We start from the raw sequence: 13,058 nt of genomic DNA on the forward strand, positions 1-13,058 counted from the left end.
TCACTCGGCCTCCTCCAACTGTTGCTGCAGCGCCTCCAGGGTTTCCAGCGCCAGCAACCAGGCTTCCTCCAGCTCAGCCTCGCGCGTTTTGAGCTGCGCCTGCTCAGCCAGACACTCACGCAGCTCGTCCTTGCGCGCAGCCTCGTACAGACTGCTATCGCCTAACTGGGTTTCCACGGCGGCGAGCTTTTCCTGCACCTTGCCCAGCTCCTGTTCGAGCTTGTCGGCCTGCTTCTTGTGCGGCGCCAGTTGCTGGCGCAAAGCGGCGGCGGCCTGACGCTGGGCGCGCTTGTCGGTCTTGTCCGCCGCCCCCACGACTGGTGCGCTCGGCGGCGCCTGGCGCTGACGATAATCGACCAGCCAGCGTGCGTAATCGTCGAGGTCACCGTCGAACGGCACGACACGGCCCTCGGCAACCAGCAGAAATTCGTCGGTGGTGCTCTTGAGCAAATGGCGATCGTGCGAGACCACCACCACGGCACCGGCGAACTCCTGCAGGGCCATGGTCAGGGCCAGGCGCATTTCCAGGTCGAGGTGGTTGGTCGGCTCATCGAGCAGCAGCAGGTTGGGCTTGCCCCAGGCGATCAGTGCCAGGGCCAGGCGCGCCTTCTCGCCGCCGGAGAAATTCACCACCGGCTCGTCGCAGCGCGCGCCACGGAAGTCGAAACCACCGAGGAAGTCGCGCAGGGTCTGCTCGCGCTCGCTCGGCGCGATACGCTGCAGGTGCAGCAGCGGGCTGGCCTTGTCGTCCAAAGCGTCGAGCTGATGCTGGGCGAAATAGCCGATCACCAGGTTCTCGCCACGGGTCAGGCTGCCGCTCAGAGGCTGCAGCTCAGCGGAGAGGTTCTTGATCAGCGTCGACTTGCCCGCGCCGTTGGGGCCGAGCAGGCCGATACGCGCGCCGGGTACCAGACTCAGTTTGACCTGCTGTAGCACGGTCTTGTCGCCATAGCCGAGGCGACCTTCGCTGAGACTCAGCAGCGGCGTGGAGATCTTCTCGGCCTCGCGGAAGACGAAGTCGAACGGCGAGTCGACATGCGCCGCGCTCAGTTCTTCCATGCGCTCCAGCGCCTTGATCCGGCTCTGCGCCTGACGGGCCTTGGTGGCCTGGGCCTTGAAGCGGGCGATGTACTTTTCCATGTGCGCGCGTTGCGCCTGCTGCTTCTCGTACGCCTGTTGCTGCTGGGCCAGACGCTCGGCGCGGGTGCGCTCGAAGGCCGTGTAGCCACCGCGATACAGGTTCAGCTTGCGCTGCTCGACATGGGCGACGTGGTCGACCACGGCATCGAGAAAATCACGGTCGTGAGAAATCAGCAGCAAGGTGCCAGGGTAGCTTTGCAGCCAACCTTCGAGCCAGAGAATCGCATCCAGATCCAGGTGGTTGGTCGGCTCATCGAGCAACAACAGGTCGGACGGACACATCAACGCCTGGGCCAGGTTCAGGCGCATCCGCCAGCCGCCGGAGAAGTCGCCGACGCGACGATCCATCTGCGCGTTCTCGAAGCCCAGACCAGCCAGCAGCTTGCGCGCGCGGGCGTCGGCGGTATAACCGTCGGCGCTATCCAGCTCGCTGTGCAGACGGGCGATGGCCGCACCATCATGTGCCTGCTCGGCAGCGGCCAGTTCGGCCTGCACGCGGCGCAGGTTGTGGTCACCGTCGAGCACGTAGTCCACCGCCAGGCGTTCGAGGTTATCGACCTCCTGGCGCATGTGGGCGATACGCCAGTCGCCGGGCAGCAGACAATCGCCGGCGTCTGGCGTCAGCTCGCCACGCAACAGGGCGAACAAACTGGATTTACCGGCGCCGTTGGCACCGATCAGACCGGCCTTGTGACCGGCGTGCAGGGTCAGTTCCGCGCCTTCGAGAAGGCGTTGCGGACCGCGCTGTAGAGTGAGGTTCTGGAGTCGGATCATAATGGCCGCGGAGTCTACCAAATCGCCCCGGAGGCCGCGTGCAGGATCTGTGGAATTTCGCCCTCGAACTCTACGCCCGCCCCGGCGTGGAACAAGCCTGCCTGGAGTTGCAAGACGCAGGCGTTGATGTCTGCCTGCTGCTCACCGGGGCCTGGCTGCAACGGCGTGGCTGTCGCTGCGAGGCGCATCGCCTGGACGCACTGCGCACGCTTACCGCCCCCTGGCAGCGCGAGGTGGTGACGCCATTGCGGCAGTTGCGCCAGCACTGGCGCGCCGATGCCCTTCAAGATAGCGACTGGACGACCTTGCGCGAACAGGTGAAGAAACTCGAACTGCAGGCCGAGCGCGTGCTACTCGAACGCTTGCAGACATTGGCCGAAAGCTGGCCGGATGGCGAAAGTGAGGACGACTGGCTGCTGGCCCTGGCTGGCCAGGACAGCGCCGCGCTGCAGGTGCTGCGCGGCGCTGTCGACTCGATTTAAGACGACGCGCTGGAAGCCTCAGGCGCAGGGGCGGCCTGCGCCACTGGTGCGGCAGGCTTGACCGTCGGCTTCTTCGCCGACGCTTTGCCGACGGCAGGTTTTTTCGCCGCGGCGGGCCTGGCTGGGGCTGCTTTTGCTACAGGTTGGGTAGCGGGCTTGCTCGCCGCAGGCTTGACCGGGGCTTTTGTCACAGCAGGCTTGGCAGGCACCTTGGCCGGAGTCGACTTGCTGACCGCTGGCTTAGCGACAGCAGGCTTAACAGGTGCCTTGTTCGCCGGAGCCTTGCTTGCGGCGGGCTTCTTTTGCACCGCAGGCTTGGCAGTCGGCGCAGCTAATTTGGCTTCACGGGCATCAAGCGCCTTACCGGCAGCATCCTTCACTTTGCCAACGCCTTGGGCCAGCTTCAGGCTGTCTTGAGCATCGCGTTTGAGTTGAACGATATAAGCGCGCGTCTCGCTCTGACGAGCTTTCAGGGTATCGAGTAGCTCCTCCAACTCAGCGACCGAGTCCTTGGCTTTGGCTTGCGCCTTGGCCTTGCCAGCAACAGCGGCGTCTTGCAGCTTGCCGCGAGCCTTGTGCAGTTTTTCCTGAGCTTTGCCACGCTGCTTTTCCAGCTTGGCGAGGAGTTTCTCGGCATCGACCAGCGCTTGCGAGCAGGCGTTCTCAAGATGCTCTAACAGACTACCGGTGAGTTGATGCAGCAGATGCAGCGGGGTACTGATGGACTTCTTCTTGGCCGACATGGCTCGCCTCCGGGCGGATGTGGATGGCGCCCATACTAGTCGCACGCCACACGCCCCGCCATAGGCCATATGGCGAAGCCGCACGGCAGTTCGCCTCAAGCGCTGGCATAATCGCCGCCAACTCGACTGGAGAAACCATCATGCGCCGCGCCCTCGTCCTTGCCCTGAGCTTTACCACCAGCACGCTGTGGGCTGCACCTGCGCAGGACGACCTCGCCTACAGCCTCGGTGCACGCCTGGGCGAGCGCCTACGCGATGAAGTTCCAGATTTGCCTTTGCCGGTATTGATCGAAGGGTTGCGCCAGGCCTACAGCGGCCAGCCACTGCGACTGGACGAAACGCGCATCGCCCAATTGCTGGAAGAACACGAAGCCAGGATGGAGCAAAACCCACAGCGTTATGCCAAAGCCAAGCGCGACGAAGAACGCTTTCTCGACGAAGAGCGCCGCAAGCCCGGTGTTAGGGTTCTGGACAATGGCGTCTTGATCACCGAGCTACGGGCTGGCGAAGGCGTCAAACCGAGTGCCCGCAGCCGCGTCCAGGTGCGCTACAGCGGTCACCTGGCAGACGGCAGTTTGTTTGACGAGAGCCTGACACCGCAGTGGTTCAGACTCGATGGCCTGATTGCCGGGTGGCGCATTGCATTGCTGCAAATGCCATCTGGCGCACACTGGCGCCTGGTGGTGCCATCGGCACAGGCTTATGGCGAAGAAGGCGCTGGCGACCTGATCCCGCCTTATTCACCCCTGGTATTCGACCTGGAGCTGGTCGGCGTGAGTAACTGACACACGCCTCAGCGGCCTTGTTATGGCAGAGCCGCAGCCTGCTCCTGATGGGCGTTGTGCAACACCTCGATCAGGCAGTCTTCCAACTCAAAGCGCTCATGCAGCAGCGCCCCCAGACGTTGGAACTGCTCGGACAGCGACGCACCATTTTTGCAAGCGCGGCTGTCGCACTGGTCATTGAAAGCCAGTGCAACGGCTGTAATCGCTTCGAGACGGGGATAAATCTGCTTGGCCAGCTCAAGACCACGCTGGTCATTGAAAGCCTCAGCCTCACTGGTCAATTGCTCGTAGACCCCAAAGTGCCCGGCAGATACATAATCGACCAGCAGTTGACAGAAGCCTTGCAGAACTTCGCTGTTCATAGTCGGGGCCTGAAGGGCATCGGCAAGCCCCTTGTAAGCCTTTACCAGTTCATGGCGCTCATGCAGCCAGCGATCGATCAACTGGTGCACGCCTCCCCAGCGCTCCTGGGCGTTGCGACAACTCTCGAGCATCTTGGACCTCACTTCCCTTCTCGGTAATGCCTGTTACAGGTTCATTCCGAGACGCTACTGTGGCCTACCGTCGGCGGCTGCATAAATTCCTTCGGGCCCTGGCAAGCAGTAGTGAGAACTACTTACGACACTTTTCTGTCGCATGGAGCATGCCCTCGAAGAAGCAACCATCAAACGGCGTTTTTTCGACGTCGCGTGAGCCAGATTATGCCCACGAACTAACCCCTTCAAGCTATCTGAAAAGAAAAAATCATACGAGCGTTTAATTGCCGCATGCCGTAAATGCAGTTCAGCGACGGCGCAACAGTTGATAGAAGCCAAAGCCCAGCATGCCGATGAAGCCCAACAGGCTCCACTCCGGGATGCTCATACCAAAGAGCGTCCAGTTGACCTCGGCGCAGTCCGCAGTACCACGGAAGACCTTGCTGACGATCTCCTGCAGAGGGAAGGCTTCGATCATGTACTCAAGGCCAGGTAGGCAGGCTTCGAGTTGCTCAGGCGGCACGCTTTGCAACCAGATCTGCCGCCCCGCAGTGGCTGCACCAGCGATGGCGAAGAGTAGCGCCAGCACGGCATAGGCGCGCTGCCCCCCGCGCTTTGGCCCGTGAATGGCCGCAACCAGGCAGACCAAGCCGAAGCCAATCACACAAATACGCTGGACGATGCACAACGGGCAAGGCTCGAGCCCTACCGCATGTTCCAGATATAGGGCCGCCGCCATAAGCAGGACGCAGCCGAGAAATGCCAAAAAGAAAAGAGGACGCGGGCTGGCCAATTGCATGATGGCTCCGGGAGAGAAATCGAGGGCCGTACGGTAGAGGAAAGCGAGGGCGCCTTTCAAGGCACCTCACGCTCGATAAGGGGCTATTCGTCCAAGCGAAATGCCCCTCCGTCCATTTAGCCGTTGGCAGATTGCGGTTGCGGCAGGCTGGGCAGAGTCTGGTGGAGCAAAGTGTGACTCTCCAGCAGCAGTTGATTACTGCGTTCGAGTTCACCCAATTGGGTCAGCAAACGTGCCAATTCCGCACAGGTTTCCGGGTGACGCTCCAAACGCAGGCTACTCTCGAAATAATCACGCGCCTTGCCCCATAACTGGTTCTGCAAGCACAACCGCCCAAGAGTGAGTTGCAACGCTGGATCTTCTGAATGCTGCTTCAGCCAGCCTTCCGCGGTATCCAGTTGCCGCGCAGGATCACTGCCACGCAACACCCCGTAGAAGCGTGCCAAACGGCTGTCATAGCTACGCTTGAGCGCGCTACGCAGCACCTGCTCGGCCTCTTCCTGCGCACCCAAGCGGCGCAACTGCTCAACATAGGCGGCAATCAACTCCGGCTCATGACGCAGGGCAGAAGAAAGCTGATTCCATGCCTGGGTCAGTGGCTGCAGGGCGGTTTTTCCTTCAGCCAACCCCTGCTCCCCAAGATCGAGCAGGCGTCCGCGCCACACTTCCCGCTCCAATTGATCCAACTCAGCAGCAGGCAACGCCTTTTCCTTGCGCAGCTCCGGTAGCAACCCCAGCAGCGCCGACCAGTCATGGCGCTGCCGGTAGAGCTGTTGCAGACGGCGCAAGACTTGATGGTGATTGGGGTGACGTTCGCGCATGGCCTGCAGCGTTTCCAACGCTGCCTCACTCTGGCCACGGTCGAGCTGCAGTTGTGCATGAGTCAGCGCGATAGCCAGTTCCGCCTGCGGCTGGGACTGCAACGCACGCTCAAGCAAGGCATCGCTCTGTTCATGCTGCCCTAACTTGTTCGCGGCGCGCGCAGCCCCCAGGTAATACATCAACGGCTGACTGTCGGCCTCAGCAGCACGTGACAACTGACGTAAGGCACGTGCCCAGCGCCCCTCGGCCAAGTCCAGCAGCCCCTGTTCAGACGCCAAGCGCGCGCGCCGATTGCGATGCAGACGCGACCAGGGGTTGGCCAGGCGAGTCGAGCTGAGTAACAGGCGCAGCAGCGCCTTGAGCAGGTAATAGAGCACCACCAGAGCAACCACCAGGGCGAGGAATGCCCATAGCCCTGACTGGTAGCGAAAGCCTTTGTAAGCGAACAGAACGTAGCCACGATCAGCCTCGATGGCGAGGCTTAGCAAATAGATGCCTACGCCGACAGCCAGCAGCACGAACAGCCATAGCAGACGCTTCATTGCGCCCCCTCGGCCGCGGCGGCCCCCTGTCGACGCTGGGCATGCTTGCGTTGCAGGTAGGCCTGCAACGCATCGAGCGATTCGCTCAGATCCGGCACCTTGACCTCGACGCTCGCCTCAGCCAGCTCAGAGAAGCGCTGGCGCAGGGCACGGCTGTCCGGGTTATCCAGATTGAAGTGAGCGTCGAGGATTTCCTCGGCCTGCTTCAGGGACTGCCGGTAGACCCCACTCTGGCCATGCAACGCGGCCCACTGCGCTTGTTCCAGCGCCAGCGCCAAGCTAAGGCGAACCTGCGACAGGCTTTGCCCGGACAACAGCGGGCGCACGTTGCGCTCGGCATCGAACTCAATGCGGAAATACTGCGACAGGGTTTTCAACCAGTCGCTCCACCAAGCACCGTGCTCCCCTTCTGCCGCCAGCTCGCTCAGGGCATCACCCTGCCCTTGCAGAGTCGGCGCCAATGGATTGAGGGTGGCAGCCTGCTCACGCAGGGCACCGAGCTGTAGGAACAACCCCACACGATCAGGGCGCTGCGTGGTGCGTAGGGCTTCCAGACTGCGGCTAAGTTGCTCGCGCGCGGCGAAGGCTGCCGGGTCGTCCTGCTGCCGAAGGATGTCATCGGCTGCCTGCACCAGCGCTTCGGCGCTGGTAACGTCTTGCAGAGCATTCAGACGAAGAGTGGCAAGCCGCAGTAAGTGCTCGGCCTCTTCCAGTCGCCAGTCCTGGCGTGAGCCATCGAGAACCGACTCCAGACGCTGACTCAAACGCTGCTGGTCAGCCTGTAAATTGGCCAGAAGACGACGGCGCTCATCGAGCTCAGTCGCGCTGGGCAAGGCGGACAGCCGCGAGTCGAGACGCTGCGCCAGCGCTTCCACACGCTGAGCGCTGTCGTCACGGGTACGCTGCAGATCCTGCGCCTGTTGCTGCTCACGCACCTGCATGGCGTGCAGTTGCCAGAGACTCCAGGCACCAGCGGCTGCGCCGCCGCCACCGACCAGCAAGGCAAACACAGCGAGCGCGCTTGCAGCAGAGCGGGGCGCCTTCTTGGGCGAGACCGGAGGTGTTTTAACCTCAGGGGTAGGCGTTTGTTCTTGTGCTTTCGGGGTGGCTGCTTCGCTCACGTATCCGTCCTTTTAGAGGGCGGCAGCCGGAAACTGCTCCAGGGCTGCCAGCAAGGCCGCGGCACTCGCACCGCGACAGTCCACAACGATTTCGGCGCCCGCATGGCGCGCCTGATCTGCCACGCGCGGGCTGGGTACGAACAAGGGTAGCCGAGCCAACATGGCCCAGTCATCGCCTGCCAGTTGCCGCAGATGTTCGAACCCCTGCCCACTGCTGACCACCAGGCCGTTCAGGCGTTCCGAACGCACGCATCGCGACAGTTCTCCTGGCGAGTAGGCAGGCAACATGCGCCGGTAAAGTTCTAGATAGTCGACCGTGACGCCTTGATCACGCAAGCGCTCAGCGAGAAATTCTCGGCCACCTTCACCGCGCAGGATCAGTACACAGGGCTCAGGCGTACCGGCAATAGCGTGCTGCAGAGCAGGCAACGCCAGCAGTGCCTCACTGTCATCGCCGCCGTCCGGGTAATGAACCTGCAAGCCGTGCTCGGCCAGCACGGCAGCCGTGGCAGCGCCAACACTGAACCAGGGCATGCAAGGCAACGACGCCCCGTGCTGGGCAAGCAACTGCACCCCGATACGCGCGGCGGGTTTACTGATCACGATCACCGCGCAATAGCGCTGCAGATCGGCAAAAGTGCTGCGCTGCTCGTCCGTCTCGGCCAGCGTCTCGATGGCCAAAAGCGGCATGCAGTGACTGGCGACGCCTTGCGCAGCCAGCGTCTGCGCCAGTGCTGCACAATCCTCGGCAGGACGGGTCAGCAGCAGGCGCCAGGTATTCACGGGTGACCAGCCTCGCCGTAAACGGCCTTGAGGATGTCATCCGCCCCCTGCGCCAAGAGCGCCTCGGCGACGCGCACCCCCAAGGCTTCAGCATCACCGCTGTCTGCGCGCTCTTCGGCGCGCAGCAACAGACCACCATCAGGCTGACCAACCAGACCACGCAGCCACAGTTGATCGTTTTCGAGCAAGGCATAACAGGCGATGGGCACCTGGCAACCACCATTGAGATGCTTGTTCAGGGCACGCTCGGCGGTGACGCGTAGAGCGGTTTCGCGGTGGTGCAGCGGTGCCAGCAGGGCATGCACGTCAGCGTCGGCGCTACGGCACTCGATACCTACGGCGCCCTGACCACCGGCTGGCAGGCTGTCCTCGGTGCTGATCGAGCTACGAATGCGTGCCTCGAAGCCCAGACGAATCAGGCCGGCAGCAGCGAGGATAATGGCGTCGTATTCACCGGCATCGAGCTTGGCCAGGCGAGTGTTGACATTGCCACGCAGGAACTGGATCTGCAGATCGGGTCGACGCGCCAGCAACTGCGCCTGCCGACGCAAGCTGGAGGTGCCGACCACGCTACCAGGCGGCAGTGCATCGAGGCTGTCATAGATGTTGGAGACGAAAGCATCGCGCGGGTCTTCACGCTCGCAGATGCAATACAGGCCCAGGCCCTCGGGGAAGTCCATGGGTACGTCCTTCATCGAATGCACAGCGATGTCGGCTTCGTTCTCCAACAGCGCGGTTTCCAACTCCTTGACGAACAGACCCTTGCCGCCAATCTTCGCCAGCGGTGCGTCGAGCAACTTGTCGCCACGACTGACCATAGGCACCAGGCTGACCTTGAGACCAGGATGCGCCTGTTCCAGACGGGCTTTAACGTATTCGGCCTGCCAAAGGGCCAAGGCGCTCTTGCGGGTAGCGATGCGGATTTCGCGGGGCATGGGGCAATTCCAGAAAACGAACTGCGGCCATCATAGCAAGCTCCAAGCTCCAAGCTCCAAGCTCCAAGCTCCAAGCTCCAAGCTCCAAGCTCCAAGCCAATCAGTGTAAGGGCAACCCCGAGCGACCAAGCGCCGCACCTAGCTTTTACTTGCAGCTTGAGGCTTGAGGCTTGAGGCTGGTAGCTGCCTTATAGGCCCTGCATCAACTTGCGTACGCCGGCCACATGGCGCCGGCTCACCACCAGAGCATCACCGCCGAGCCCTTTGAGAAAGAGCTGAAAATGCCCCAGCGGTGTGCGCTGCAAGCGTTCGATACGGTCGCGAGTGACCAGCGCATTGCGATGAATCCGCACAAGCCGATCACCAAATTCATCTTCGAGCGCTTTGAGCGGCTCATCCAGCAGCACTTCACCGCCCTCGTGGCGCAAGGTCACGTATTTGTGATCGGCAATAAAATAGATCACCTGATCCAACGGGATCAGCTCAATGCCTTTACGGGTTCGGGCGCTGATGTGGGTACGCGGGCCACCGCCGTTATCCACCGCAGGGCGGGTCAGTGCAGCCAGTTGCACGCGATTGGGGCGCTCAGCTTTTTTCAGCGCCTCGCTCAGGCTTTCCGGGCGGACGGGCTTGACCAGATAGCCAACGGCACTGACCTGGAAGGCCTCCAGGGCAAACTCATCATGCGCCGTGCAAAAGATCACCGCAGGCGGTGCTTCACGCTCGCAGAGTTTGGCCGCGACCTGCAGCCCATCCAACCCTGGCATACGGATATCCAACAAGACGACATCCGGTTTAAGGCTATCGATCAAGGTGAGTGCCTCCTCGCCATTGCTGGCGGCAGGCTCCAGAACTCGGTAACCCTCAAGCTCGCCGACCATACGGCTCAGGCGCTCGCGGGCGAGGGGTTCATCATCGACGATCAGGACATTCATATTGCACTGGCTTCCTGCGTGAGTCTCGCACATGGATAGCGTAGACAGCTGTAATGACGGCCATCACGGCGCTCCACGCTGAGACTCGCGCGCGGGCCAAAAAGTGCCGTCAACCGCGCTTCGATATTACCCAGTGCTTGGTGCGTACCCCGTGATGGCGCCTGCTCGCCACGCTCTTCATACGGATTGCTGACACACAAACTGAACACACCATCCTGGTAATGCGCCTCGATGCATACCAGACCACCTTCTATACGTGGCTGGATGCCGTAGATCAACGCGTTTTCCAACAAAGGCTGCAGTGTGAGCTGGGGGATCGGCAGATCCTCTGGCACACCGTCGACCTCCCACTGCAACTGTAGTCGCTCACCGAGCCGATAGTGCTCAATGGACAGATATCGTTTTGCCAACTCCATCTCCTCTCCCCACGACACCAACGAGCCGGGCCGGGCCAGGCTCGCCCGGAACAGGTCAGACAGATCCAGCACAGCCTGCTCTGCCTTGGCCGGATCAATCGCCACCAGGCTGGCAATGCTGTTCAGGCTGTTGAACAGGAAGTGTGGGCGGATCCGCGCCTGCAACGACTCGATGCGTGCACGCAGTTCGGCCTGCTCCTGCCGACGCCATTGGCTCTGCAGATAGAAATAGCGTAGCAGCAGTGCAGACATGATCAGGCTGATCAGCGCATGGCGCAGATAAAGCCGTGCTTCACCACTCCTTGGTAGCGGGCCGCCGAGATCGTAGTAATCCGCCACGGCGGTGCACGACAGCGTCAGCAACACCACCAATACACAACACAACACGCCAGCCAACGCCGGGCGCAGGCGCGCCAACAAGGGGCGCAGACGACACAGCAGTGCAGCCGAGAGCAGCACGATCCATTGCACGAACAGCGATGTCAGCGCCAGGCGTACCCAGTCGAAGGTCGGCAGCATGGGCTCGGCCAGCACCAGAACCAGCACCAATAGTTCGGCCATCAGCACCATGCTCAGCAACGCTTCGGGCTGGCACAGCTCAGGCACGAAAAAGTCATCGGCCGGGGCAGGCTTGTGTGCGGAAGAAACGGATCGTTTAGGCATCGATGCAGTTTCCGTGTCGCCCACGCAACCGGCAAGATGGCCAACTGCAGACGGGCAAAATAAAGCGCTGAAATACTAGAGGCGCCAGCAAATCTGTGACGCAGCCGACAACACCGAGCCTGGGCGCCGCAACTAAACCACCACGGCGAAAGCATCCCAGACCCTGTTATTATCGACGCACTTTTTCCGCCTTGCAGGTTGCCAACGCCACCTGCCCGATCCAGAGCGAATCCCATGAGCAGCGAAAAAACCAACCAATCCTGGGGCGGCCGCTTCAGTGAGCCCGTCGACGCCTTCGTCGCCCGCTTCACCGCCTCGGTCGAATTCGACAAACGCCTGTACCGCCACGACATCATGGGCTCCATCGCCCACGCCACCATGCTGGCCAAGGTCGGCGTGCTGAGCGATACCGAGCGCGACACCATCATCGATGGCCTCAAGCAGATCCAGGGCGAGATCGAAGCTGGCCAGTTCGACTGGCGCGTCGATCTGGAAGACGTGCACATGAACATCGAGGCGCGCCTGACCGACCGCATCGGCGTCACTGGCAAGAAGCTGCACACCGGCCGTTCGCGCAACGACCAGGTGGCCACCGACATCCGCCTGTGGCTGCGTGACGAGATCGACCTGATCCTCGCCGAAATCACCCGCCTGCAGCAGGGCCTGCTGGGCCTGGCCGAAGCCGAGGCGGACACCATCATGCCTGGCTTCACCCACCTGCAGACCGCGCAGCCGGTGACCTTCGGTCATCACCTGCTGGCCTGGTTCGAGATGCTCGCGCGCGACTACGAGCGCCTGGTCGACTGCCGCAAGCGCACCAACCGCATGCCGCTGGGCTCGGCCGCGCTGGCCGGCACCACCTACCCGATCGCCCGTGAAATCACCGCCGAACTGCTGGGCTTCGATGCCGTGGGCGGCAACTCGCTGGACGGCGTGTCGGATCGCGACTTCGCCATCGAATTCTGCGCCGCCGCCTCGCTGGCGATGATGCACCTGTCGCGCTTCTCCGAAGAGCTGGTGCTGTGGACATCCGCGCAGTTCCAGTTCATCGACCTGCCGGATCGTTTCTGTACCGGCAGCTCGATCATGCCGCAGAAGAAGAACCCCGACGTACCCGAGCTGGTGCGTGGCAAGACCGGCCGCGTGTTCGGCGCCCTGACCGGCCTGCTGACCCTGATGAAAGGCCAGCCACTGGCCTACAACAAGGACAACCAGGAAGACAAGGAGCCGCTGTTCGACGCCGCCGACACCCTGCGCGACAGCCTGCGCGCCTTCGCCGACATGGTCCCGGCGATCAAGCCCAAGCGCGAAATCATGCGTGAAGCAGCGCTGCGCGGCTTCTCCACCGCCACCGACCTGGCCGACTACCTGGTGCGCAAGGGCCTGCCGTTCCGTGACTGCCACGAGATCGTCGGGCACGCGGTGAAATACGGCGTACAGAGCGGCAAGGATCTGGCCGAAATGAGCCTGGACGAACTGCGCCAGTTCAGCGACCAGATCGAGCAGGACGTGTTCGCCGTGCTGACCCTGGAAGGCTCGGTGAATGCCCGCGACCATATCGGCGGCACCGCCCCGAATCAGGTGCGTGCGGCGGTGCTGCGTGGCCGCGAATTGCTGGCAACGCGCTGAACGCCATCATAAG

At 62.2% G+C, this 13,058-nt stretch carries 13 protein-coding genes; 3 read left to right on the plus strand and 10 right to left on the minus strand.

All coding sequences use genetic code 11. The annotated features are described in order from the left end of the window. Window positions 1–1,914, minus strand: coding sequence for an ATP-binding cassette domain-containing protein (locus tag AERO9A_RS20965; RefSeq protein ID WP_159973819.1), 1,914 nt, complete (start codon window positions 1,912–1,914; stop codon window positions 1–3). A 38-nt stretch (window positions 1,915–1,952) separates the two neighbouring features. Here AERO9A_RS20965 and AERO9A_RS20970 point away from each other — a divergent pair, with 38 nt between their 5' ends. Further along, the gene (locus AERO9A_RS20970) at window positions 1,953–2,396 is read left to right on the plus strand and encodes a TIGR02444 family protein (protein ID WP_159973820.1); all 444 of its coding nucleotides are present in this window, start codon (window positions 1,953–1,955) and stop codon (window positions 2,394–2,396) included. Here the strand turns inward: AERO9A_RS20970 and AERO9A_RS20975 are convergent. Further along, complete coding sequence (locus tag AERO9A_RS20975) at window positions 2,393–3,139, minus strand: AlgP family protein (RefSeq protein ID WP_159973821.1); 747 nt, start codon at window positions 3,137–3,139, stop codon at window positions 2,393–2,395. The genes AERO9A_RS20970 and AERO9A_RS20975 overlap by 4 nt on opposite strands. A 140-nt stretch (window positions 3,140–3,279) precedes the next feature. Here AERO9A_RS20975 and AERO9A_RS20980 point away from each other — a divergent pair, with 140 nt between their 5' ends. Beyond that, window positions 3,280–3,924 carry an FKBP-type peptidyl-prolyl cis-trans isomerase gene (locus tag AERO9A_RS20980; RefSeq protein WP_159973822.1) on the plus strand — a complete coding sequence of 215 codons (645 nt, stop codon included), beginning with the start codon at window positions 3,280–3,282 and terminating at the stop codon, window positions 3,922–3,924. Between the two features lie 20 nt (window positions 3,925–3,944). Here AERO9A_RS20980 and rsd read toward each other — a convergent pair whose 3' ends face one another. The 8 genes from rsd to AERO9A_RS21020 all read right to left on the minus strand — a co-directional run bounded on the left by rsd (window position 3,945) and on the right by AERO9A_RS21020 (window position 11,416). Beyond that, window positions 3,945–4,418, minus strand: coding sequence for a sigma D regulator (gene rsd, locus AERO9A_RS20985; RefSeq protein ID WP_159973823.1), 474 nt, complete (start codon window positions 4,416–4,418; stop codon window positions 3,945–3,947). A 289-nt stretch (window positions 4,419–4,707) separates the two neighbouring features. Next, window positions 4,708–5,199, minus strand: a complete 492-nt coding sequence (locus AERO9A_RS20990; protein WP_159973824.1) for a disulfide bond formation protein B — start codon at window positions 5,197–5,199, stop codon at window positions 4,708–4,710. Window positions 5,200–5,315: 116 nt separating this feature from the next. Continuing rightward, on the minus strand, window positions 5,316–6,563 hold the full coding sequence (locus AERO9A_RS20995; protein ID WP_159973825.1) for a heme biosynthesis HemY N-terminal domain-containing protein: 1,248 nt from the start codon (window positions 6,561–6,563) through the stop codon (window positions 5,316–5,318). After that, the gene (locus AERO9A_RS21000) at window positions 6,560–7,684 is read right to left on the minus strand and encodes a uroporphyrinogen-III C-methyltransferase (protein WP_159973826.1); all 1,125 of its coding nucleotides are present in this window, start codon (window positions 7,682–7,684) and stop codon (window positions 6,560–6,562) included. The genes AERO9A_RS20995 and AERO9A_RS21000 overlap by 4 nt, the downstream gene beginning before the upstream one ends. Window positions 7,685–7,696: 12 nt before the next feature. After that, complete coding sequence (locus AERO9A_RS21005) at window positions 7,697–8,467, minus strand: uroporphyrinogen-III synthase (RefSeq protein ID WP_159973827.1); 771 nt, start codon at window positions 8,465–8,467, stop codon at window positions 7,697–7,699. Then, the gene (hemC, locus tag AERO9A_RS21010; RefSeq protein ID WP_159973828.1) at window positions 8,464–9,402 is read right to left on the minus strand and encodes a hydroxymethylbilane synthase; all 939 of its coding nucleotides are present in this window, start codon (window positions 9,400–9,402) and stop codon (window positions 8,464–8,466) included. The genes AERO9A_RS21005 and hemC overlap by 4 nt, the downstream gene beginning before the upstream one ends. A 188-nt stretch (window positions 9,403–9,590) precedes the next feature. Further along, window positions 9,591–10,337, minus strand: coding sequence for a LytTR family DNA-binding domain-containing protein (locus AERO9A_RS21015; protein WP_159973829.1), 747 nt, complete (start codon window positions 10,335–10,337; stop codon window positions 9,591–9,593). Beyond that, complete coding sequence (locus AERO9A_RS21020; protein ID WP_159973830.1) at window positions 10,334–11,416, minus strand: sensor histidine kinase; 1,083 nt, start codon at window positions 11,414–11,416, stop codon at window positions 10,334–10,336. The genes AERO9A_RS21015 and AERO9A_RS21020 overlap by 4 nt, the downstream gene beginning before the upstream one ends. A gap of 234 nt (window positions 11,417–11,650) precedes the next feature. On the opposite strand from AERO9A_RS21020, the gene argH reads away from it, so the two are divergent. Then, window positions 11,651–13,045: an argininosuccinate lyase gene (gene argH / locus AERO9A_RS21025; RefSeq protein ID WP_159973831.1), complete on the plus strand. Its 1,395-nt coding sequence runs from the start codon at window positions 11,651–11,653 to the stop codon at window positions 13,043–13,045. Window positions 13,046–13,058 lie beyond the last annotated feature (13 nt).

It is taken from the genome of Pseudomonas sp. 8Z, from assembly GCF_902506535.1.
Lineage (GTDB): Bacteria > Pseudomonadota > Gammaproteobacteria > Pseudomonadales > Pseudomonadaceae > Aquipseudomonas.